Annotated in this window: 20 protein-coding genes; 19 read left to right on the top strand and 1 reads right to left on the bottom strand. The window is 29.0% G+C overall.

All coding sequences use genetic code 11. The features are described from left to right. Positions 1 to 15: 15 nt before the first annotated feature. The 4 genes from BN2409_RS14070 to BN2409_RS14055 all read left to right on the top strand — a co-directional run bounded on the left by BN2409_RS14070 (position 16) and on the right by BN2409_RS14055 (position 3,660). Entirely contained in the window at positions 16 to 414 is a 399-nt protein-coding gene (locus BN2409_RS14070) for a bacteriohemerythrin (protein WP_053957244.1), read from the top strand. A 395-nt stretch (positions 415 to 809) separates the two neighbouring features. Then, the gene (locus tag BN2409_RS14065) at positions 810 to 2,819 is read left to right on the top strand and encodes a methyl-accepting chemotaxis protein (protein WP_053957243.1); all 2,010 of its coding nucleotides are present in this window, start codon (positions 810 to 812) and stop codon (positions 2,817 to 2,819) included. 210 nt (positions 2,820 to 3,029) lie between these two features. Beyond that, on the top strand, positions 3,030 to 3,224 hold the full coding sequence (locus tag BN2409_RS14060; protein WP_053957242.1) for a hypothetical protein: 195 nt from the start codon (positions 3,030 to 3,032) through the stop codon (positions 3,222 to 3,224). Positions 3,225 to 3,462: 238 nt separating this feature from the next. Beyond that, positions 3,463 to 3,660, top strand: a complete 198-nt coding sequence (locus BN2409_RS14055; protein WP_053957241.1) for a cold shock domain-containing protein — start codon at positions 3,463 to 3,465, stop codon at positions 3,658 to 3,660. Between the two features lie 61 nt (positions 3,661 to 3,721). Here the strand turns inward: BN2409_RS14055 and BN2409_RS17340 are convergent, their stop codons facing one another. Next, positions 3,722 to 3,880, bottom strand: coding sequence for a hypothetical protein (locus BN2409_RS17340; protein ID WP_199873042.1), 159 nt, complete (start codon positions 3,878 to 3,880; stop codon positions 3,722 to 3,724). Between the two features lie 240 nt (positions 3,881 to 4,120). Between BN2409_RS17340 and BN2409_RS14050 the strand changes: the two genes are divergently transcribed. The 15 genes from BN2409_RS14050 (at position 4,121) to BN2409_RS13980 (ending at position 23,490) form a co-directional block, all read left to right on the top strand. Further along, on the top strand, positions 4,121 to 6,064 hold the full coding sequence (locus tag BN2409_RS14050) for a sigma-54-dependent Fis family transcriptional regulator (protein ID WP_110943150.1): 1,944 nt from the start codon (positions 4,121 to 4,123) through the stop codon (positions 6,062 to 6,064). A 291-nt stretch (positions 6,065 to 6,355) separates the two neighbouring features. Then, positions 6,356 to 7,342, top strand: coding sequence for a pyruvate dehydrogenase (acetyl-transferring) E1 component subunit alpha (gene pdhA / locus BN2409_RS14045; RefSeq protein ID WP_330375469.1), 987 nt, complete (start codon positions 6,356 to 6,358; stop codon positions 7,340 to 7,342). Continuing rightward, a complete protein-coding gene (locus tag BN2409_RS14040; RefSeq protein ID WP_053957239.1) occupies positions 7,339 to 8,307 on the top strand; it encodes an alpha-ketoacid dehydrogenase subunit beta in 969 nt (322 codons plus the stop codon). The genes pdhA and BN2409_RS14040 overlap by 4 nt, the downstream gene beginning before the upstream one ends. 55 nt (positions 8,308 to 8,362) lie before the next feature. Further along, positions 8,363 to 9,664, top strand: coding sequence for a dihydrolipoamide acetyltransferase family protein (locus BN2409_RS14035; RefSeq protein ID WP_053957238.1), 1,302 nt, complete (start codon positions 8,363 to 8,365; stop codon positions 9,662 to 9,664). A gap of 14 nt (positions 9,665 to 9,678) precedes the next feature. Then, entirely contained in the window at positions 9,679 to 11,070 is a 1,392-nt protein-coding gene (lpdA, locus tag BN2409_RS14030; protein ID WP_053957237.1) for a dihydrolipoyl dehydrogenase, read from the top strand. 84 nt (positions 11,071 to 11,154) lie between these two features. Beyond that, positions 11,155 to 12,150, top strand: a complete 996-nt coding sequence (locus tag BN2409_RS14025) for a lipoate--protein ligase (RefSeq protein WP_053957236.1) — start codon at positions 11,155 to 11,157, stop codon at positions 12,148 to 12,150. Between the two features lie 160 nt (positions 12,151 to 12,310). Further along, the gene (locus BN2409_RS14020; protein WP_053957235.1) at positions 12,311 to 13,294 is read left to right on the top strand and encodes a helix-turn-helix domain-containing protein; all 984 of its coding nucleotides are present in this window, start codon (positions 12,311 to 12,313) and stop codon (positions 13,292 to 13,294) included. A 213-nt stretch (positions 13,295 to 13,507) separates the two neighbouring features. Then, positions 13,508 to 15,253, top strand: a complete 1,746-nt coding sequence (locus tag BN2409_RS14015; RefSeq protein WP_053957234.1) for an ABC transporter ATP-binding protein — start codon at positions 13,508 to 13,510, stop codon at positions 15,251 to 15,253. 1 nt (position 15,254) lies between these two features. Next, positions 15,255 to 16,979, top strand: coding sequence for an ABC transporter ATP-binding protein (locus BN2409_RS14010; protein WP_053957233.1), 1,725 nt, complete (start codon positions 15,255 to 15,257; stop codon positions 16,977 to 16,979). A 92-nt stretch (positions 16,980 to 17,071) separates the two neighbouring features. Further along, positions 17,072 to 18,424: an MATE family efflux transporter gene (locus BN2409_RS14005; protein WP_053957232.1), complete on the top strand. Its 1,353-nt coding sequence runs from the start codon at positions 17,072 to 17,074 to the stop codon at positions 18,422 to 18,424. Between the two features lie 159 nt (positions 18,425 to 18,583). Next, a complete protein-coding gene (locus BN2409_RS14000) occupies positions 18,584 to 19,561 on the top strand; it encodes a glycosyltransferase family 2 protein (RefSeq protein WP_053957231.1) in 978 nt (325 codons plus the stop codon). Beyond that, positions 19,503 to 19,907 (top strand): GtrA family protein, encoded by a 405-nt coding sequence (locus BN2409_RS13995; protein ID WP_207642569.1) that lies wholly within the window; start codon positions 19,503 to 19,505, stop codon positions 19,905 to 19,907. The genes BN2409_RS14000 and BN2409_RS13995 overlap by 59 nt, the downstream gene beginning before the upstream one ends. After that, positions 19,904 to 21,352, top strand: a complete 1,449-nt coding sequence (gene wsfD, locus BN2409_RS13990; protein ID WP_053957229.1) for a glycan biosynthesis hexose transferase WsfD — start codon at positions 19,904 to 19,906, stop codon at positions 21,350 to 21,352. The genes BN2409_RS13995 and wsfD overlap by 4 nt, the downstream gene beginning before the upstream one ends. 16 nt (positions 21,353 to 21,368) lie before the next feature. Next, on the top strand, positions 21,369 to 22,232 hold the full coding sequence (locus BN2409_RS13985) for a diguanylate cyclase domain-containing protein (protein WP_053957228.1): 864 nt from the start codon (positions 21,369 to 21,371) through the stop codon (positions 22,230 to 22,232). A 46-nt stretch (positions 22,233 to 22,278) separates the two neighbouring features. Beyond that, a complete protein-coding gene (locus BN2409_RS13980) occupies positions 22,279 to 23,490 on the top strand; it encodes a DUF2334 domain-containing protein (protein WP_207642568.1) in 1,212 nt (403 codons plus the stop codon). Position 23,491: the final 1 nt, after the last annotated feature.

Genomic DNA, 23,491 nt, shown 5'->3' with positions numbered 1-23,491 from the left:
ATAGGGAGAGATTAGATGCTGATATGGAAAGATGAATATTCAATAGGAGTAGATCTAATAGATACACAACATAAATATCTATTTACACTTTGGAATAATACATATGATCTATTAGGAAATGAGAGTTGCATGAATAAATATGATAAAGTCTTTGAAATGATAGATGATTTACGTCAATACGCGAGATTTCATTTTCAATCAGAGGAAAATTATATGTTGAAAATTAAATATGATCAATTATTTAGTCAAAAGATAGAACACGCTGAGTTTATGAAAAAGATTGAGAAAATGGATTATAAACTTTTAGATAAAAATCCTAAAAAATATTTAGAAGATTGGTTAGGCTTTATTTTAAACTGGATATTAGATCATGTACTGCATAAGGATAAATTAATTACATCAGGAAATAGATAGAAGAAAATAGTATGTTTATAGAGCCATAATAAGGCTCTTTTTTTAATATAGAGAGATTCATAAAAAAATATTGTTATATTTTAATAATAAGAATAAAATATAAGTATAGTATAAGGAAAATAAAGGAAAATTACGCAAAAGTATTCGCAATATTTTGTATATACTAAGGTGATTTTATATAAATAAAAGCAAACTAAGCACTAGGTACAAAAAGTATCTAGTGTCTTAAATTTAAAAAGAAAGCTGAGGTTGATGACTTTTAATGAAGTATGATTTTATAATAAGTATATTGAATATAGAATAGGGAGAAATTTTATGTTTGAAAGTTTCAATATGGGATATAAAAAAATATAATTCATTTTTTAGTGAGAAAAAATAAGATAGGGGGTTGTAATGTGAAATCTTTAAAAATTAGATTAATAGCTATATTTACTTTGATGATATTTATCTTAACAGTAGGACTAGGATTTATATCTATCAATATAGTAAGTAACAATTTAATAGAAAATGCTCATGGTGAATTAGAAAATATAGCACAGGCAAATACCAAGTATATAGGAGCAAAAAGAGATGCTGAGCTTAAATATATTGATGGCTTAGCTCAAAATGCGATTATTTTAGATACAAATATTTCGTTAGAGCAAAAGATTGCATTTTGTGAAGCAGAAGCGAAAAGAACAGGATATTTGGCGTTTGCTTTTGCTGATAAAGATGGAAATAGTACTGTTTTAAATTCAGAGAGAGAAAAAACGAATGTTGGTGATAGAGATTATTTTAAAAGAGCTATGAAAGGAGAAAGTGTAGCATCAGATGTGATTATTAGCAAAGTTACAGGAAAACCAGTAGTGATTTTTGCTACCCCCATATCTTTCAATGGTCAACAGATTGGAGTGTTCTATGGAAGAAAAGAAGGAACATTCTTAAGTGATATTGTTAGTAAAGTAAGTTATAAAAAAACAGGATTCAGTTATTTGATCAATAATCAAGGAGTGACAGTAGGAGATATAAATAAAGAGCTTGTTATGAAGAGAGATAATGATATAGAAAATGCGAAAACTGACAAATCACTTCAAGCATTAGCTGAGCTTACAAAAAAAATGATTAAACGAGAAGTTGGAAGTGGGAAGTATACTTATGAAGGCAAGAATAAAATCGTAGGTTTTGCTCCAGTAGAAGGTAGCCCTTGGATTGCAGTAGTAGGGGTAGAAGAGGATGAAATATTAAGTGCAGTGAATAAACTTAGAAATATTCTCATTATATTATGTGGAGCTGTAATAATAATAGGTGCTTTAATTACTTATTTTGTGAGTGGTACGATTACAAAACCTATTATAGATATTACGGAGAGACTCACAGAAATATCAAATTATGATCTTACATATAGTAAAGATACAAAAGCTATAAAATATTTAAATAGAAAAGACGAAATTGGTCAGATGACAAAATCTTTACGATTGATGAGAGATAACATTGTACAGTTACTAACGAATATTACACAAACATCAGAGACAGTAGCGGCAACTTCTGAAGAACTTACAGCCACCTCTCAGCAAACAGCTATTGCTTCAGAGGAAGTAGCAAAAACTATTGAGGAAATAGCAAGAGGGGCTAGTGACCAAGCCATTGATACAACAAACTCAGTTTTAAGTGTAGATGAAATGGGAAAATTGCTTGAAGAAGATGAACAGTATATGCAAGAGCTTAATGTGGCATCTCAAGAAATACAAAAACAGAAAGAAGAAGGTTTTTCTATATTAAAAGAGTTAATTGAAAAAACAAATAGGGGTAATCATGCATCAAAAATAGTTTACGAAATTATTATTAGTAATAATGAAAGTGCAGAAAAGATAGAAAGTGCTAGTACAATGATTCAAAGTATTGCAGAACAAACGAATCTATTAGCTTTAAATGCAGCTATAGAAGCTGCGAGAGCAGGAGATGCAGGAAAAGGCTTTGCAGTAGTTGCAGAGGAGATTAGGAAATTAGCAGAACAATCTAATAATTTTACACACGAGATTAAAAAGGTTATAGAAGAATTAAAAACAAAATCTCAAGGTGCTGTAAATGAAATGAATGAAGTAAAAAATATTATTGAGTCTCAAACAGAAAGCGTAAAAGCAACTGAGAAAAAATTTGATATGATTGCATCTTCTATAGAAACAGCAAATGATGTTATTGAAAAGCTTAATGCATCGGTAGATATGATGCTTACTAATAAAAACAAACTTGTAGATGCAATGCAAAATTTATCTGCTATTGCAGAAGAAAATGCAGCAGGAACAGAAGAAGCTTCAGCATCTATAGAAGAACAAGCAGCAAGTATACAAGAGATTGCGCACGCTAGTGAAGGATTAGCTCATATTGCTGAAGATCTTCAATCCCTTATCCATAATTTTAAATTTTAGATATTATAGAATGATTAAAAAGAATCGACGTTGATATGCTCCCCTTATGGTAGACAGTCATATTATTTTAACTGTCTACCATAAGGGGAGCATATCAAAAAGGAGTAGTTTTTATTATAAAAATTCATACTAATTTATAAAAAGAAGGGTATTTATAATAAAAATAGAATATATAGAATAACACAGAAATTATAGGAGGCATCATGATAGATGAAATTAATTAGTGATATGAATGATATTTCCGTATTAATATTAATCAATGAATTTATTGTATCTGTAGATGTAAGATCAAAGGAATATGTTCCAATAGAATTAATGAGATTTTTAAGAGAAAGAGAAATGAAAATTGAGGATTCTCAACTATTTGACCAAGTGTGTACAATCATAGAAAATAAGCTTTTTTAGAGTGAGTAAATATGAAAGATTTTAGTACAATAAAATTTTTTTTAAAAAAAGCCTTGACTTATTTTGAAATTAGTATATTCTTAAAGAGAACCTTAATTCCAAAGTAAATAATTTATTGTAAGAAAATTTTTCGATCGATCTAAAATGAAGCATATTTTAAGCATAGATTTCGAAATTTTTATGGATAACTTATATTTACAAAGAATTAAAGGAATAAAAATTTCGGAGGTAAGAAAACATGACAGGTACAGTAAAATGGTTTAACGCAGACAAAGGATTTGGATTTATTACAACAGAAGAAGGAAATGACGTATTTGCTCACTTCTCACAAATCAACAAAGAAGGATTCAAAACTTTAGAAGAAGGACAAAACGTATCTTTTGATGTTGTTGAAGGAGCTAAAGGTCCTCAAGCTGAAAATATTACAATCATTTAATAAAATTAAAAATGTAAAGTAATGATTAAAACCTGAAGATTGATCTTCAGGTTTTTTATTGCTATTTTAAATCTTGTTTTTTCTTTTCAATTACAGCTTCAATCTCTTTGGAATTGGAGATGTGCTGATCAGTAAAGCTTATACCTATTCCTACATCTTGTCTATTTTCTGTAGTCGGTGTTTTTTTCCCCACAATACCTTTTCGTGTTTTTTGAGTCATAAGAATCCTCCTTATATTTAGAAATTCATAAATTATATGACAGTATTATTATATGTGAAGCTGTTAAAATCATTCATTTTATAGTATTGAATGTAGAATTTGTGATAAGAAAAAATTTTTACTTTTCTAAATTGAATTGAAAAATAGTTTTTACTAGTATAAGATGTTACTTAACACAAGAGAATAGGTGTAATATTTCAAATGTAATCTAACTTTTAAATGCTTGGGAGGTGATGGATTTTGCTAGGTATTCCTAATATGGAAGAACAGTGGGAAAATTTTGTGAAAAAAAATCAAATTCCAAAAAATATAAGAAGAGAGATATTAGACTCTTGGATTCGGTGTAAGAATTACAAAGTTGATCCATATGAAGGAAGTGGCAAAGAGATAGAAAAAGAAGAATTTGATCAAATCCTTCAAAATAAAAAAGAGCTCATTGAAATAGCAAAACCTATTATGTTAAGTTTATATAATGTAGTGAAAGAATCAAATTATTCCATTATCTTGACAGATGAAAATGCAGTAATTCTTGAAGTGATTGGAAATAAAACAATTATGGAGAGAAATACTCATTTATATTTTTTAAAGGGCTGTCAGTGGACAGAGGAAAATGTGGGAACAAATGCCATTGGAACATGTATTTATCTAGATCAACCAATTCAAACTTTAGGAGCAGAACATTATGGAAAAAAACAACATGGATGGACTTGTTCTGCCGCACCTATACATGATAATAATGGAAAAATTATTGGAGCCATTGATTTGTCTGGAGATTTTCATGGATATCACTCCCATACCCTTGGAATAGTCGTTGAAGCTGCTAATTCAATACAAGAGCAATTTTTAATAGCGGAACATAGAAAATGGGTAAAAGTGGCCTTTGAATCTATAGAAGACGGAATATTGATTATAGACAGTAATTTTATTGTAAAAGATTTTAATTTAAAAATGTGTGAAATATTAAAGGTTAAAAAAGAAGAGATTTATACATTAGATATAAAAGTTTTATTAAATGATATTATAAAGGATATTTGTAATTTTAATAAAAGCAATATTATTTGGTATAGAGAAGTAAGTTTATATGTAGATCATCATAGAGTAGAATGTAATATAAACGTTACTCCAGTTCAAAAAGGGGAAAAATATATAGGTTTTGTCATTGTTGCAAAAAAAGTCGATAGTTTCAGACATGCAGTCAATAAAATAGCTGGTTTTTCTTCAAGATATACTTTTGAGGATATTATAACGGATAATTTTAAAATGAAAAATATAGTAGAAGAAGCAAAGAATATTGCTGAAAATGAATGTTCTGTATTGATTACAGGGGAAAGTGGAACTGGAAAAGAACTATTTGCACATGCTATTCATAATGAAAGCAAGAGACAAAATGGACCTTTTGTTGCCATTAATTGTGCAGCATTACCAAAAGATTTAGTAGAAAGTGAACTTTTTGGCTATGAAAAAGGTTCTTTTACAGGAGCTTTGAAGGAGGGACAGCCAGGCAAGTTTGAGCTAGCAAATAAAGGAACAATCTTTCTAGATGAAATTGGTGAGCTACCCCTTGAAATGCAATCAAAGCTACTTAGAATTTTAGACAATCATACAGTAACAAGGATTGGGGGAACATACGAAAGAAATTTAGATGTGAGAGTGATTGCAGCTACAAATAGAAATTTGTATCAAGAGATTCAGACCAATAATTTTAGAAGTGATCTATATTATAGATTGAATGTATTTAATCTAAAGTTGCTTCCGCTGAGAGAAAGACGTGAAGATATTGTACTTTGTACGGAATTTTTTTTAGATAAGTTAAATCAAAAAAATCCAAGATGTCCAAAAAAAATAGATGAAAATTTTATTCAATCTATTATAAATTATCATTGGCCTGGGAATGTGAGAGAATTAGAAAATATGGTTCAAAGAGCCTATTATCTATCGAAGAATAGCATCATATCTTCTACATTAATTCCAGACTATATTAGCAAAAATATAAAAGAAAATGCAAATTACAATTCTGATATTTTGCCAGTTTGTCATTCAAAATCTAATATATTAGAAGAGATTGAGAAAAAATTGATTATTGATTCATTAAAGAAGTGCAATGGAAATGTAGTGGATGCAAGTAAAATGATAGGTATTGGAAAATCTACATTATATAGAAAAATTAAGAAATATGAATTATGAAAAGTACCAAAGTGAGAATTATTTATAAATTCCCACTTTGGTACTTTTTTTCCCATAATGATTCTAAATGAGATTTTTTGGGAAAATAGTTTTTCAAAATGGCTATTTTACTAGTATTTATTTTGGTATAACTTTTGCTTTAATATATATCCAAGAACGTGAAAAATCAAGAGGAGGTTGGAAATTCTAGAGTTATTAGATTGTTTAAACATTTATTTGATAGGGGGTGTTCTATACTTTTAGGTTTGAAGATGTGAAGGATAGAATAAAAAATAAGGGGAGGTAATGAGTTTGGCTATATCCAATATGAACGTGATTGATATGTATAAAACCATGTTAAAGATTAGAAAGTTTGAAACCAAAGCTATGAATTTTTTTTCAGAGGGGAAAATTCCAGGTTTTGTTCACTTGTATATAGGTGAAGAAGCAGTTGCAACAGGTGTATGTGCAAACTTAAATGATGATGATTATATTACAAGTACTCATAGAGGACATGGACATATACTTGCTAAAGGTGGAGATTTGAAATTTATGATGGCAGAGCTTTTTGGCAGAGCTACAGGATATGGTAAAGGAAAAGGGGGATCTATGCATATTGCCGATGCAACAAAAGGTATATTAGGTGCAAATGGTATAGTAGGTGCAGGTCATAATATATCTGTAGGCGCAGCTTTAAGTGCACAGTATAGAGGGACGAAGCAAGTTTGTGTGTGTTTCTTTGGAGATGCTTCTACCAATCAAGGAACTTTTCATGAATCTTTAAATATGGCGAGCCTTTGGAAACTGCCTGTTATATTTGTATGTGAGAATAATTTATATGGAATATCTATACACCAAAGTAGACATCAGACCATAAAAGATATATCAGAAAGAGCGATTTCATATAATATGCCTGGTATTACGGTAGATGGAAATGATGTGTTTGCAGTCTATGATGCTGCTAACGAAGCTATAAAAAGAGCTAGAGAAGGGCAAGGACCGACTTTAATAGAGTGTAAAACTTATAGACAAAGAGGACATTTTGAAGGAGATCCAGGAACGTATAAACCAGTTAAAGAACAAGAAGAATGGTTTCAAAAAGATCCTATCCCTAGAATGGAGAACTTTATGTTAGATAAGAAAATATTAAATGAAAATCAATTAAAAGATATTCAAGAAAAAATAGACATTCAAATTGAAGATGCAGTAGAATTCGCTAGTAATAGTCCGTATCCATCTGTAGATTCAGTAGTAGAAGATGTTTATTCTGATATGAAAGAGGAGGTTCGAGTAAGATGAAAATGACATTTTTAGAGGCAATCAAAACGGGCATGGAAAATGAAATGAAGAAAAATGAAAATGTATATATCTTAGGAGAAGATGTAGGTCCTTTTGGAGGTTGTTTTGGTGTTACAGCAGGACTTTATGATAAATATGGAGATAAAAGAGTAAGAGATACTCCTATATCTGAAGGAGCGATTGTAGGTTGTGCGGTAGGCTCGGCTGCTACAGGATTAAGGCCAATTGCAGAATTGATGTTTGGAGATTTTGTAACGGTTGCTATGGATATGATCGTAAATCAAGCAGCAAAAATGAGATATATGTTTGGTGGAAAAATAAATCTTCCGCTAGTAATTAGAATGCCTATTGGAGCTGGAGTACAAGCATCTGCTCAACATTCACAATCCCTTGAAGCGTGGTTTACTCATGTGCCGGGACTTAAGGTAGTGTATCCATCTACGCCTGAGGATGCATTAGGGCTTATGATGACTTCTATAGAAGATGATAATCCTGTTATTTTCTTTGAACATAAATTGTTATATGGAATAAGTACAGAGGTATCTGATGATATAAAGCCTATACCTTTAGGCGTAGCAAAGGTACAAAGAGAGGGGAATGATGTTACTGTAATAGCTACTGGGAAAATGGTTTATAATGCTTTGGAAGCTTCGGAAAGACTTTCAAAAGAAGGAATTTCGGTAGAAGTCATAGATCCAAGAACTTTATATCCACTTGATAAAAAAACTATATTTGCATCTGTTGAAAAAACCCATAAAGTACTTGTTATTACAGAAGAACATAAAAGAGGAGGATATGGAGGAGAAATATCAGCAATGATTAGCGAAGAATGCTTTGATGATCTTGATGCACCAGTTGTTAGAATAGGAGCATTAAATGTACCTATGCCATATGCACCAATTCTTGAAAATACTGTGATTCCAAATACAGAAGATATTATAAATGGCATTAAAGGAATGTTTTAATATGAGGGGGATCCTCCCCTCCATACAATTTATTTAAAGAATAGGGGGATTATGGATGGCAAAAATTGTAGTCATGCCCAAACTAGGGTTAACTATGAAAGAAGGAACTATTGGAAAGTGGCTAAAAAAAGAAGGGGACACAATAAATGCTGGAGAAGTCTTGTTTGAAGTATCAACGGATAAGTTGACAAATGATATAGAAGCTAATGAAAGCGGAATCATAAGGAAAATTCTTAGTAAAGAAGGAGACTCTGTAGAATGTCTAAAACCAGTGGCTATTATTGCGGATATAGATGAGGATATTTCCTCTTTACTAAAAGAATGTAATACACAAGAGACTGTAGAAGATACTGAAAGAAAAATCGAAGAACAAGATAGGATTGTAAAGAATGAAAATAAATCTAAAAACAGGATAAAAATATCCCCTGTTGCTAAAAAGTTAGCAATAGAAAATAATATAGATATAAAAAGCTTGATTGGATCGGGGCCAGAAGGAAGAATTATTTTAAAAGATGTAGAAGAATTTATTCAAAATCAAAAAAATAAACCTAAAATTTCTCCTGTAGCAGAAAAAATGTCAAAAGATTTCAATGTAGATTTATCTCAGATCAATAAAGATGGAAGAATTATGAAAGAAGATATTCTAGCTTTTGTAAATAAAAGCATGGGTTATGAAGAGAAATTTGAAGAGAAACGGATTTCCATGACTCAAATGAGAAAGATAATTGCTTCAAGAATGTATGAAAGTTGGAGTATCGCACCTGTGGTCAATTATAATATGAGAGCAGATATAACCAATTTAAAAAGCGTAAAAAATGCATTAAAAGATATTTGTAAAGTAACATATACAGATTTTTTAGTAAAGATTGTATCTAAAGCATTGATGCAATTTCCATTGGTAAATTGCTCTGTTGCTGGTGAGGAATTAATTCTAAGAAATTATGTGAATATTGGTGTGGCAGTAGCTATAGATGGAGGTTTAGTAGTACCCGTAATAAAACATGCACAAAGGAAAGGTTTGCAAGAAATTTCACATGAAGTAAAAGATTTAGCTTCAAAAGCCAAAACCAATGAATTGACTTCGGATAATATGGAGGGTGGAACTTTTACAATTACAAACTTAGGAATGTTTGGTATAGAGTCTTTTTCACCAATTATCAATCAACCTGAAGTTGCCATTCTTGGAGTGAATAAAATAGAGGAAACTCCCATCGTCGAAAATGGAGAAGTTGTTATTAAACCTTTAATGAATTTATCACTTACAGCAGATCATAGAGCTGTAGATGGGGCAGTAGCAGCAGAATTTCTTGAAAAAGTCAAAGAACTCATAGAAAAACCAGAAATATTGATGCTATAAGGATGGTGATAAAGATGAAAATAGCAGTTTTAGGTGGAGGACCAGGAGGATATGTAGCTGCAATCAGAGCAGCTCAATTAGGTTGCCAAGTAACTCTTATTGAAAAATCTGTTCTTGGAGGAACTTGCTTAAATGTAGGATGTATACCAACTAAAGTATTATTGCACAGTGCTGAATTGTTTCATGAAATAAAAAATATCAATCAATTTGGAATTGAAGTGAGTGGGGAAACTAAAGTTAATTGGAATCAATTACAAAATAGAAAAAAAACTGTAGTCAATACATTGGTTTCAGGAGTAAAAAGTTTATTAGCTTTTAATAAAGTAAAAGTTATTAATGGTATTGGAAGTTTTGAATCAAATAATATGATTTCTGTTATCAAAGAAGATGGAGAGGTAGAAAAAGTAGAATTTGATAAAGCTGTTATATCTACAGGTTCTATACCATTTGTACCTCCAATAGAAGGAAAAGAGCTCAAAGGAGTCATAGATAGTACAGATGCTTTAAGTTTAGATTATATACCAAAAAGTATAGTGATTATTGGTGGAGGAGTTATAGGTGTAGAGTTTGCAAGTATTTATAATGCTTTTGGATGTGAAGTAACGATTATTGAAATGATGCCATATATATTGCCTCCAGTGGACCGGGAAATTTCGGAATTGATGAAAGGAAAGCTAATAAAGGAAGGCATTAAAATTTATAACAACTGTAAGGTTATGAAAATAGAAGAAAATACAGAAGGTCTTAATGTTATTTTTGCCAATGGACATGAGCAACTAAAAATACATGCTCAGAAAGTGTTGATGGCTGTTGGAAGAAAACCTTATATAAATGGATTGAATTTAGAAAGAGTAGGTGTAAGAACAGAAAAGGGATGTATTGTTGTAAATAATAAGATGCAAACCAATGTAGAACAAATATATGCAATAGGAGATTGTATTGGGAAAAATATGTTAGCTCATGTGGCATCAGAACAAGGAATTGTTGCTGCAGAAAATATAATGGATAAAAATGTAAAGATGGATGATAAGACAGTTCCTTCTTGTGTATATACAAAACCTGAGTTAGCATCTGTGGGGCTTACAGAAGAACAGGTTAAGGAAAAAGGAATAGATTACAAAGTAGGGAAATTCCCTTTAAGGGCAAATGGGAAATCTCTTATTATGAATGAAACATTAGGAATGATAAAGATTATTGCGGATAAAAAGTATGATGAAATTTTAGGAGTACATATACTAGGCTTAAGAGCTACAGATTTAATCACAGAAGGAGCGTTGGCGTTAAGATTAGAAGCTACCTTATCAGAGATTGCATCTACGATACATGCTCATCCCACTATAGGAGAAGCTATGAAAGAAGCTGTACTCGCAGTAAATAAAGAAGCTATTCATATGATTAATAAATAAGGAATATACCCTAGCTTTATAGCTAGGGTATACTTGATAGTGTTGATATAAAAGGACCCTTTTACTATTTTTGGAGGTGAAAAAATGAAATTTTTAATCAATTTATCTGTAAATCCTTTCTTCAATTTAGCACTAGAGGAATATCTTCTTAAAAATGTGGACATAGATGAAGATTATTTTATACTTTGGCAAAATGAGCCTACTATTGTGATTGGAAAACATCAAAATGCTTTAAATGAAATCAATATGGATTTTGTTAAAAATAATAATATCCATGTGGTTAGAAGAAATTCAGGGGGAGGAAGTGTCTATCATGATTTGGGAAATATTAACTTTACTTTTCTAGCAAAGTATGAGGAAAAGTTTTTACTAGATTTTAAGACTTTTACAATTCCAGTCATTGATTCCTTAAGAAAACTAAAAGTGAATGCACAACTATCAGGAAGAAATGATATTTTAATAGGAGGAAAAAAGATATCTGGGAATTCTCAGTATCTTTATAAAGACAGACTCTTGCATCATGGAACTTTGTTATTTGATTCTGAACTAGAAAATTTAGTAAAAGCATTAAGTATAGATCATGATAAAATCATGGGAAAAGGGATACAGTCCATAAAAAGTAGAGTAACTAATATAAAAGATCATTTAGAAAAAAATATTTCAATAGAAGATTTTAAAAATATTTTAATTACAAATATACTTCAGTTTAATAAAAGTATGATAAAAGAGTATGAATTACAGACCAAAGATATTGAAGCAGTTGAAAAATTAATGAAAGAAAAGTATATGACTTGGGAATGGAACTATGGAAAATCACCAGAGTTTAATTATGAAAATTCAAAGCGGTTTGAAGGAGGAAAGATACAAGTATTTTTAAATATTATAGATGGGCTTATTTATGAATGTAGAATATATGGTGATTTTTTAGGTTTATTAGATTTATCACAAATAGAAAAAAAGATGATAGGAATAAGATATGAAGAAGAATATATAGAAGACTTTCTAAGAAGCATTGATCTAAAAAAATATTTTGGTAGTTTATCTATTAATGAAATAAAATCATGTTTTATAGGATTTTAAAGTTTCACGAAATGGAAATATTATGTATAATATTTATAGACAAAATAAAATGAAGAGCAAGGTAAAATATGTAAGTTATTTAGTTTTTAAAATAATTCATTCTTATGATTACGGCAAAATAAAAAAGAGTAGGTAAATATCAAAGGAGGAAACTTTGAATATGGAAATGAAAAAAAGTATATTAGATAATTATTACAAATATATTGAAGATAAATATTGCTGTAAAACATGGGATGAATTGTTGGGAAAAAAATATGTTATAGGAGAAGAATTTGGTATAGGAAATTTTTTAGTCCTTAAAATAGAAGAAGGATTAGAGATGGCAAGACTAAATCTTGATAAAATGAAAATGGATTTTGATAATAGATATCGTAATGAGGATGTTTTAGAGGTAGGATATTGCTATAGTGGAGATAATAAAGTTTTATCATTTCCAGATGGGAAAGAATATACATTAAAAGAGGGTGAAATTTTTGTCTATACCACATTAAATGATGTGAAATACTTTCAATTTATATATAAAAATTGTAAAACAATATCTATTCATCTAAACTTTAATACCATTAGAAATGTAGTCAATCCTATATGGGAAGATCAAGTCATATTAGATTGGAAGAAAAATATTCATAGTATATTTAAGGAAAATATATTAATCATAGAAAAAGCCAGCTATGAGTTAAAGCAAATTGCAGAGCAAATAGATGATATTTCCACAGATGATATGATGGGGTATATGAAACTTAAATTAAAAACGATTGAGTTTTTAACTACTTTCCTAGAAGAAAAATCAAAAGAAAAAATGAAATATTTAAATGGTGAAGAAAATGAAAAAATAAGCCAGGCAAAAGAGATTATTCATAAAAATATTGATAAAGTACCTTCTGTAAAAGAATTGGCTATGATTTTAAATACAAGTATATATAAACTACAAAAATGGTTTAAAAATATTACAGGAGATACAGTATACGAGTATATAAAAAAAGTAAGAATAGAAAAGGCGAGGTATTTACTAGAAAATACGAATATGTCTATTTTACAAATTACAAATGAAGTAGGTTATGAGAATCCAAGTAAATTTGCCAGCTTATTTAAAAATTATCATCATATGACACCTTTACAATATAGAAAATGTAAAAATCAATGAGAATTATTTTCAAAATGAATAGGCCTTTTATGAAATGCTTCAAATAAAATAAAAATCAAAAGAATGGTTTTTATTTTTTGGAGCATTTTTTTGTTTGTTTTGGAGTAGAAAATGATAATCATTATCATTTATACTATAAATGGTATGAGAGGAGGCATGAATAGATAAAGAAATGATTACAATAAATAAATTTTATAGAAGGAGGAGATTAAAATGAAAACAGAATCAAATTTGAGTTTTTTACTGAGAGTATCTGGTCAAGAAAAGATCAAATTATATATGGCGGCTATATTTAGTGTAATAAGCTCAATATTGGGAATTGCACCATATATTTTAATGTACAATATCATATTAGAGCTTTTTAATACTTCTGTAAATTATGAAAAAATAAAATCTATGGCCATTCTGGTAGGTGTGGTGGTAGCAGTTAGAATGGTGATATTTTTGGCATCTGGAGTATTTTCACATATTGCTGCATATACAATACTTTATGAGATTAGAATGAAGGCAATCAATCATATGTCAAAATTGAATATGGGATTTTTTACAGGACATACAATTGGAGAAGTGAAAAAAACAATTAATGAAGATGTAGAAAAACTGGAAAATTTTATAGCTCATCAAATTCCAGATTTAGCTTCAGCAGTTGTCACTCCTATTGTAGTAATTTCTTATCTTTTCTATTTAAATTGGAAATTAGCTTTGGTTTTATTTATTCCGATTATTTTAGGCTTTGGACTTCAAATGTCCATGTTTAAAGATATGGAAGTAATGTCAAAACATTACCATACTTTGCTTCAAAAGCTTAATTCTACTATTATCCAATATATAAACGGAATGAATGTGATGAAAGCTTTTAATTTATCTGCAAAATCTTTTAAGAATTATAAAGACACTACAAAAGAATATGCAGACTATTGGATTGAAATGACAATGGACTATTCTTCAAGGTATGCTATATTCTTGGTGATTATTGATTCAGGACTTTTCTTCATGGTTCCTATTGGAGGAATTATGTTTTTAAATCAAACAATCAATGTTTCTACTTATATTATATTTTTAATTTTAAGTTCAAACTTTCTTCTTTCTTTTAAACAATTATTGGAATTTGGGGCTCAATTTTCATTATTGTTAGAAGGAGCTGGTAAAGTAAGAGATATTATGAAGCAAGAACAGCAAGTAAAAGGAAGCAAAAGGTTAGATGGAAGAATAAAAGGAAAAATAGAATTTAATAATGTTACATTTAAATATGATAAACAAGATGTTATAAAAAATCTATCCTTAACCATAGAGCCTAAGAATATTGTAGCACTAGTAGGGCCTTCAGGTTCAGGAAAAACTACTTTAGGTCAATTAGTCGGAAGATTTTGGGATATAGAAGAAGGTAATATTACAATTGATGGAGTCAATATAAAAGAAATTAAAATGGAAGATTTAATGAATCAAGTATCCTTTGTATTTCAAAATGTTTTTATGCTACATGATACCATAGCAGAAAATATAAGCATGGGTTCAAATAAAAGTATGGAAGAAATTATTGAAGCCAGTAAAAAAGCACAAATTCATGATTTTATAATGGGTCTGCCTGATGGATACAATACATTGCTTGGAGAAGAGGGAATTAAACTTAGTGGGGGAGAAAAACAAAGAATATCTATAGCAAGAGCAATTCTTAAAGATAGTCCTATTGTTATTTTAGATGAAGTAACTTCCTATTCAGATGTAGAAAATGAAAGTAAAATACAACAAGCACTTAGGACTTTATTAAAAGACAAAACGGCTATTATTATAGCTCATAGACTTTATACTATAAAAAATGCAGATAAAATCGTAGTATTAGAAGAAGGAGAAATTGTAGAAGAGGGAACTCATGATTTTCTTATGAATAAACAAGGACTCTATAGACATCTTTGGGATCTATATGATTATGAAGTTTTAAAAGTGGAAAGGGGTGCTTAAAATGTTTGCGGATATAAGAAAATTATTGGGTGAAGACAGCAAAAAACTTAAAAAACCTATTTTTTTATTGACACTAGATACCTTATTTCATATGTTTTTTTATGCAGTATTATATTTTGTATTGTTAGATTTAATGAATGAAAATTTAAGTTTTTCAAAAATAAAGATCTATTCATTTGTTATGGTAGTAGCTTTTATTGCTAGAGCGTTTGTAAACTCAAAAGGATATACAGGAATACAAGCCAGAGGAGCTAGGGCTATTGAAAAAATGCGTATTTCACTAGGAGATCATATTAGAAATATAAACTTAGGATTTTTTAATAAAAATAGTATAGGAATGTTATCTAATATTATGACTAATGATTTACAGGATTTTGAAAAGATATTGACTCATAATACAAGTGATTTAATCAAAACAATTTTTCTTAGTGTGTATCTTCTTGCCATAACGTTTTTGATTGATGTTTCTTTAGGAACAATTCAGCTAATAGTAGTACTTGTTGCAATTCCTATTATATTTATGGGAGGAGAGAGGGTAAGCGCTATAGGAAAGCATAAAAAACATGTAATGAATCAAGTTATTTCAAGAATGGTTGAGTATCTAAATGGTATACAGGAGTTTAGAGCTCACAATTTAATAGGAGAAAAATTTGAAAGGTTAGAAAAATCCTTTAGAGATTTAAGAAAAGAAAGTATCAGAACAGAAGTGGCGATTGCACCTTTTGTCCTTATATTTCAAATTATTGTAGATGTAAGTTTTCCAATATTACTGATGATTTCTATTACAAAGTTTGGAATAGGAAGTATCGGGAAAAAAGAATTATTAACTTTTATTATTATTAATATAGCTCTTACAAATGTATTAAGAGCATTCGGTGCTCAGTATGGAATGTTTAGATATTGTAAATTAGCAGCACAAAAGTTAATGGAAACCTATGATACAAAAGAAATGAGTTATAAATATGAAGATGTAGATTTTGATCATTATAATATTGAGTTTAAAAATGTAAGTTTCGAATACGAAAAAGGAGAAAATATTATTAACAATTTAAGCTTTGAGGCAAAGGAAGGAACAATGACAGCTCTCATAGGCCCTTCTGGTTCAGGAAAAACTACAGTTACTAGTCTTATAGCTAGATTTTGGGATATACATGAAGGAGTAATAAAAATAGGAGGAAAAGATATAAAACATATTCATCCAGACTATTTACTAAAGCATATTAGTATGGTATTTCAAGATGTATATCTTTTAAATGATACCATCTATAACAACATTAAATTAGGAAACCCACAAGCAACTGAGGAAGAAGTCATAGAAGCGGCAAAGCTTGCCAATTGCCATGAATTTATAGAAAGGCTAGAAAATAAGTATGAAACAATAGTAAGTGAAGGCGGGACAACTTTATCTGGAGGAGAAAAACAAAGAATATCTATAGCAAGAGCAATCCTTAAAGATGCTTCTATTATATTATTAGATGAAGCGACTGCTTCTTTAGATGCAGATAATGAATTAGAAATTAGAAAATCTATTAAAAAGCTTACGGCTAATAAAACTGTAATTGTAATTGCCCATAGATTAAATACCATTAAAGATGCAGATCAAATTATTGTTTTAAATGAAGGGGCTTTAGAAGAAAGAGGAACCCATAAGGACTTAATGAAGAATAAGAAAAGGTACTATAATATGTATCATGAAATGGAAAAAGCTAAGAGCTGGGCAATATAACAGAAAAACTGATATTTTAAAACTAAGCTATCAGGTGATCTGATAGCTTAGTTATTTAAATCATGAAATGAATGGAGAAAGGAGAGTTTCATATGAATGAAAAGAGAGAACAGTTATTAAATGATAGTATTTTTAAATTAATGATTAAATTATCTGTGCCTGCAATTATTGGAATGCTTGTAATTGGTTTATATAGTTTTGTGGATGCCATATTTGTAGGTAGATTTGTTGGACCGCAGGCGTTAGCTGCTGTGTCAGTTACTTATCCACTTACACTTATAAATAATGGAATTGCTGTTTTGATAGGAATAGGTTCGGCTTCTGTATTATCTAGAGCAATTGGAAGTAAAGATACAAAAAAGATTGATGATATTATGAGTAATATGAGTATGTGTAATATTGTACTATCATTGATTGTTACATTTATAGGAGTAACTTTTACAGATTCTTTATTAGGAATTACAGGTTTAAGTGGAGATATATTTACATTAGCTGGGAGTTATTTAAGAATTATTTTTGTGGGATCATTATTTGTAAATTTCACACAAAGTGCAAATATGATTATTCGTGGAGAAGGTAAGATGAAAGAAGCTATGCTTATTATGGGAACTGGTGCAATACTTAATATCATTTTGGATCCAATTTTTATAAAGGGATTTAATTTAGGGATTAATGGGGCTGCATATGCAACCGTATTATCTCAAATTATACAAATGATTATGACTTTGATGTATTTTAAAAAACATAGTGATATGGTTAAGCTGAAAAAGCCTGCATTTAAAAAAGATATTCTTCCACAGGTTTTATCAGTTGGAGTTTCAGCAATGCTTATGCAGGTTATGACTTTAGTACAACAAACTATTTTATATAGAATGGTAACAATTTATGGAAATGATAAACAATTAGTTATTATGGGAATAACTATGAGAGTGATGATGTTTGCATTTATTCCTATTTGGGGAATGTCACAAGGATTACAGCCTATTGCAGGAATAAATTATGGAGCTAAAAAATTTGATAGAGTAAAAAGAAGTGTGCAGGCATTTTTAATAGGATCAACTGTATTATGTATGTTTTTTTGGATTCCTATGCAATTAGCACCAAAGTGGATTTTAAGCTTGTTTACAAAAGATCCAATGCTTGTAGAATATGGATTTGAATATTTTAAATTAGGAAACTTAGGATTTTTGGTATCAGGAATATTCATAATGAGTGTCACATTCTTTCAAGCAATTGGAAAAGCAGGAAATGCAGGTTTAATTATAATGTTAAGGCAAATTGCTTTATTTATACCACTCGCTTTATCATTAGCAAAATTTTTGGGTGGAATAGGAGTTTGGTATAGTCTACCTATTACAGATATTCTTGTATTTATTATAGCTATAGTTCTTGTGATAGTGGAATCAAAAAAAATATTACATAGAAAAGGACAATTGGTTAAATAAAATTAAATGTTTTAAATATAGTTTGTCAACATTCTGAGCTTCAGCATAGTGCTGAAGCTTTTTTGTGTAGATATATGAACAAGACTAGGACTATTGCTGTAAGATATGCTAAAATAATATAAAGGATATTATAAAAATTTGATTAAAGGGGTATATTTTATGGATCAAAAAATATCTATTCTTATACCTGTATATAACGAAGAGGAAACTTTATTTGTTTTATACGATAGATTAAAAGAAGTATTAAAGACAATTCATTATGATTATGAAATACTTTTTATTAATGATGGAAGTAAAGATGATTCTTTAAAGATGATGCATAAATTAAGAGAGCAAGATTTTCGTGTATCCTATTTAAATTTATCTAGAAATTATGGAAAAGAAATTGCTATGGCGGCAGGTTTTGACTATGCTATAGGAGATGCTGTCATTATTATGGATGCAGACCTTCAAGACCCACCTGAATTAATCCCTCAAATGATTCATTATTGGGAGCAGGGATATGATGATGTGTATGCCAAAAGAAGAAGTCGAGCAGGGGAGAGTTGGTTTAAGAAAAAAACTTCTTATTGGTTTTATCGAATACTACAAAGATTATCAAAAGTTGAGATTCAGGAGGATACAGGAGATTTTAGATTGCTAAGCAAAAGAGCTGTAGAAGCAATTAAAAAAATAAAAGAACATCATAGATATACCAAAGGATTTTTTAGCTGGATTGGATTTTATAAAAAAGAGATATTATTTGATAGAGATCCAAGAATAGCTGGAGAGACGAAATGGAATTATTATAAATTAATGGAGTTGGCTATAGAGGGGATTGTTTCTTTTAGTGCAGCACCACTTAGAGTGAGTACTATCATAGGTTTTATGATGGCTACCTTTTCATTTGTGTATATGATCTATATTATTATCAAAACTTTATTGTTTGGAGATCCTGTTGCAGGGTATCCATCATTAGTCAGTTTAATATTATTTTTAGGAGGTATACAATTTATTATTTTAGGTGTCATAGGAGAATATTTAGGGAGAGTGTTTAATGAATCAAAAAATAGACCGCTGTATTTTGTCGAAAGCTATAATGAAGAACAAAAAAATGATCAATTATTTAATATTAGGAATGATGACAACGGGTATTAATATTGTTGTTTATAGCTTGTGTATCAAAATAGGAATGTATTATTTATGGAGTAATGGAATTGCGTTTATTTTATCTGTATTATTTGCTTATATTACCAATAAAAGATGGGTATTTCAAGAGCAAAGTCAACAACAAAATATGCTAATCGAGTTTAGTAAATTTTTAGGATGTAGGATTTTTACATTAGTATTAGAAAGTATATTATTATTTGGTTTAATTGCACAAATAGGATTAAACCCATATGGAGTAAAGTTTTTTACAAATGTAATCGTTATCATACTCAACTATGGATTGAGTGAGTGGGTTGTTTTTCAAAAAAAGAAAGTAGGAGAAAAAGATTCATGATCAAAAAAATAATGAGACCTTCCATAGTGGCTGTTGTTCTGTTAATCATCATATCTGGATATGCTCTTTTTTTTGAACCGTTGATAGGAATTGCTGATAATGGAGATTTCTTTAGAATTATGGCTGCAAATGATCTAAAACATGAAGAAGATAGAGATGTTAATGTTTTTGGATATTTTACAAACCAATATGATAAGCTTCAATATTATAATGAATTAAAAGGAAAAATAAAATCTACTCATAGTATGATGATTCAATTAGCTATCAAAATAGATGATTTTTTTACACATGATAAAAAATTTGATATGAGATTTCAAGCATTTTTGTGCTTAATGGTTTTAGCTTTAAGCTTATATTGGATTGTAGAATTTGTAGAAAAAGTAATCTATAAAAAAAGAGCACAATATTTTTTAGCTTTCCTAGCAGTGATCATTTTTGGAGATATAGGATATACCTCGTATTTTAATAGTTTTTATGGGGAAGCCATAGCATATCCTTTTTATATGGTATCTATATCGTCTTTGCTTAAATTTTCTCTAGAAAAAGATATAAAAATTAGATATTTGGTGATTTATTTTTTAGGAAGTTTTATGTTTATGGGTTCTAAAAATCAATTTGCTGTGAATGGAATATTATCTTTTTTATTACTTGCAAGCTTATTATTTTTCAAAATGAAAAGATACAAAAAAATAGTATCCTTTGGATTAGCAGCAGGATTATTCATATCTACAGTACTAATGTATATGGTTATTGATGAAAATATTTATTTGATTAATAAATATCATATGATTACTAGAGGAGTCATGTTATTTGAACCAAATGTAGAAGAAGTTACCCAAAGAGTGGGGCTTAATAAACAATATTCTTTGTTAGCGGAAACTATATATTTTGATGCTACACCTATGATTCATCCAAAGGATGAAAAATTGATGGATGATTTTTATAAGAATTACAACTTGGCTACTGTCACATTATATTACTTTACAAATCCTAGTGCTTTTATGAAAATTATAAAGCTTGGATGTAAAAATAGCTTTACAATTCGTCCAGAGGTTTTGGGTAATTTTGAAAAAAGTGCAGGAAGAGAATTTGGAGAAAAAACCAGTTTTTTTTCTCTTTGGAGTGAATGGAAAGAAAATTATATCCCTCATTCACCAGGATTGATTTTTATGTTTTTGGTAGTTTGTATAAGCTTAAATGTATATCGTATTTTTCAATATAAAGTAAATAGTACTTCTAAAATAATGTATTATTATGAAATAGTGATGATTTATGTATTTTTTACAGGTTTTTCACAAATATTAGTATCTTTAATTGGTGCAGGAGATACAGATTTAAAAAAGCATTTATTTATGACTACTGTATCTTTAGATATATTATTTTATTGTAATTTGATAGTTCTTTTATCCATATTCAATTTATCAGATGAGCATGGTTTTGAATAGAGAGCAGGAGGGAAAAATGGAAAAAAAATTTAATTCTAATTTAGGAAAAAAGATTGATTTATTAGATACCATTATGATTACTATGTTTTTTATATTGATTATAATTTTTTCATATGGAGGATTAAACCAAAATCCTATTAATATATTTGTATTATTATTTGTTATGATCGGAATGTTGATTGGATACTATACAAATATGACAGCAGCAATATTGTATGCTATTTTGTTTGATTTTTTTTATGCCAGTGCTTATATATTTTTAAATATATACAAGTCATTTTCTATTGAATCGAGTATCTATTTTTGGAGTGTATTTCTTCCAATAAGTACTATATTCTTTGCTTATAAGGGGAAGCTTATAAAAGAAATACAAGATGAAAATTATAAGCTAAAAAAAGAAAACCAAGATCTTGTAATGATTGACCGAGAAACAGGGTTAAGAAGTTCTCAATCTTTTTTCAATGATATACAAGCATATATGAATATTAGTAAGAGATATAAAGTAAAGACTTATTTAATGCTTATTCAAATCAAATATGAAAAAGAGGTTATAAAAATATTAGGAGAAAGTCAATACAATAAAATCATTCATCAATTATCTAAGCTTATTGATCATATTTTAAGAGAAGAGGATAAAAAATATATATTAAGGGATATGAATTTATTTGGCATTTTATTTTTATCCAATCAAGATGGAGATAGACAAGTTGAAAATCGATTAAGAGAGCAAATAAAGAAAATAGATTTTAAAGAAGAAACGTTCATTAACAAAATTAACCTTGAAGTTATAATAGGAACAGCTTCATATGATGAAGAGATCATTCATAATCCATATGAATTTTTTAAAATGGCCCAAAAGGATATGGAATACGATGTTTAAAAATAGAAGGATTTTTTTAAAGGGAATTATTTTCTGCATGATATATATGTTTTTATTTACTTCAATAGGGGTATGTTATGAAACAGACCCATCAAGGATGATTATTATCTATAAAAATTTATATCTTTATGGACAAGAGAAGAGTCCTATACTTTCAGAATATATACAGTTGAAATCTTGTGAAAAAAATGTTTTATTGGTTCAAGCCAATCAATACAAAGAGGTAAGCATACACCAAGGAGATCAACTTTATATCAAAAAATCAGAATTTTCAAAAGAAGAATTTGGAAAAATTACAAATTATTTCAAAGAAAAAGGTGTTTTTATCAAAGAAAACATCTTAGATGATCATCAATTAGAAAATAGTAGTATATGGATTATGATTGATAAGGTATATCCATTTTCAGATTTAAATGAGTTGATGAAGGTAGCAAAAAATTTACATGATAAAGGAATTCGATTTATTTGCACGATTATGCCTGTTTATGAAAATTATCAATTTGAATCATATGATAAATTTATTGAAGTCTTAAAGTATGTTGAAAAACAAGGAGGTAGCTTTTTTATTCATTATCCTATTTTTCATGAAGAAGGAACTTATAACTTAGATCCTAGAGATGGATTTGAAAGAGCAGTAAAAGAGTATAGAAACAGAGGAATACAAATCATAGGAGTACGAATGAGTGAAGATCAGTTATTTTCCAATATACAGGTATTTCAAGGCCTGCAGTTACCTTTTATAATGATAACAGAGCGACAAACAAAAGTAAACAGCAGCTTGGATTTGCTAAAAATATCAAAGAAACTCAATCCATATATATTTATAAAGGGACAAGATATAAGAGAATTTGATATCTTTTCTTATAAAAATAAAAAGCAAAATCAATGTATGTATGTAGATGTGAATGACAATATCCAAGAACTTAATAGATTTTTAAAGGTTTTATATGTACAAGAGTTATGGGTTGAAGATTTTGAAATAAAGGCGTTTGATGATCAATTGAAGAAATTTAATTCTTTGAATGAAGAAAAGGTTGTAGACGATAAAAGTGATCAAACACTTCTTGAAAAATTTAAAGCAGAAGAAATGAAAAAAATACAAGGACAAAATTTAAATAAAGAAAAGAATATCAAAGGATATGATTTATCAAAATTTGTAAAGTTGGGTATCATAATAGCTTCTTTAATGATTGTTGTATTATTCATTCAAATATTCATAGGGAGAAGATTTGATATGAAGAAATTTTTTAAAAAATAAG

This window comes from Inediibacterium massiliense (genome assembly GCF_001282725.1).
GTDB lineage: Bacteria > Bacillota > Clostridia > Peptostreptococcales > Thermotaleaceae > Anaerophilus > Anaerophilus massiliensis.
Note: the sequence above shows the minus strand (reverse complement) of the source record. Positions and strands in the feature narration are given on the sequence as shown.

What these genes read in the sequence shown, in the direction of transcription:
- BN2409_RS14070 (WP_053957244.1), top strand. Translation starts at nt 16, where the DNA reads ATGCTGATATGGAAAGATGAATATTCAATAGGAGTAGATCTAATAGAT.
- BN2409_RS14060 (WP_053957242.1), top strand. Translation starts at nt 3,030, where the DNA reads ATGAAATTAATTAGTGATATGAATGATATTTCCGTATTAATATTAATC.
- BN2409_RS14055 (WP_053957241.1), top strand. Translation starts at nt 3,463, where the DNA reads ATGACAGGTACAGTAAAATGGTTTAACGCAGACAAAGGATTTGGATTT.
- BN2409_RS17340 (WP_199873042.1), bottom strand. Translation starts at nt 3,880, where the DNA reads ATGACTCAAAAAACACGAAAAGGTATTGTGGGGAAAAAAACACCGACT.
- BN2409_RS14040 (WP_053957239.1), top strand. Translation starts at nt 7,339, where the DNA reads ATGAAAATGACATTTTTAGAGGCAATCAAAACGGGCATGGAAAATGAA.
- BN2409_RS14035 (WP_053957238.1), top strand. Translation starts at nt 8,363, where the DNA reads ATGGCAAAAATTGTAGTCATGCCCAAACTAGGGTTAACTATGAAAGAA.
- lpdA (WP_053957237.1), top strand. Translation starts at nt 9,679, where the DNA reads ATGAAAATAGCAGTTTTAGGTGGAGGACCAGGAGGATATGTAGCTGCA.
- BN2409_RS14025 (WP_053957236.1), top strand. Translation starts at nt 11,155, where the DNA reads ATGAAATTTTTAATCAATTTATCTGTAAATCCTTTCTTCAATTTAGCA.
- BN2409_RS14020 (WP_053957235.1), top strand. Translation starts at nt 12,311, where the DNA reads ATGGAAATGAAAAAAAGTATATTAGATAATTATTACAAATATATTGAA.
- BN2409_RS14015 (WP_053957234.1), top strand. Translation starts at nt 13,508, where the DNA reads ATGAAAACAGAATCAAATTTGAGTTTTTTACTGAGAGTATCTGGTCAA.
- BN2409_RS14010 (WP_053957233.1), top strand. Translation starts at nt 15,255, where the DNA reads ATGTTTGCGGATATAAGAAAATTATTGGGTGAAGACAGCAAAAAACTT.
- BN2409_RS14005 (WP_053957232.1), top strand. Translation starts at nt 17,072, where the DNA reads ATGAATGAAAAGAGAGAACAGTTATTAAATGATAGTATTTTTAAATTA.
- BN2409_RS14000 (WP_053957231.1), top strand. Translation starts at nt 18,584, where the DNA reads ATGGATCAAAAAATATCTATTCTTATACCTGTATATAACGAAGAGGAA.
- BN2409_RS13995 (WP_207642569.1), top strand. Translation starts at nt 19,503, where the DNA reads ATGAAGAACAAAAAAATGATCAATTATTTAATATTAGGAATGATGACA.
- wsfD (WP_053957229.1), top strand. Translation starts at nt 19,904, where the DNA reads ATGATCAAAAAAATAATGAGACCTTCCATAGTGGCTGTTGTTCTGTTA.
- BN2409_RS13985 (WP_053957228.1), top strand. Translation starts at nt 21,369, where the DNA reads ATGGAAAAAAAATTTAATTCTAATTTAGGAAAAAAGATTGATTTATTA.
- BN2409_RS13980 (WP_207642568.1), top strand. Translation starts at nt 22,279, where the DNA reads ATGTTTTTATTTACTTCAATAGGGGTATGTTATGAAACAGACCCATCA.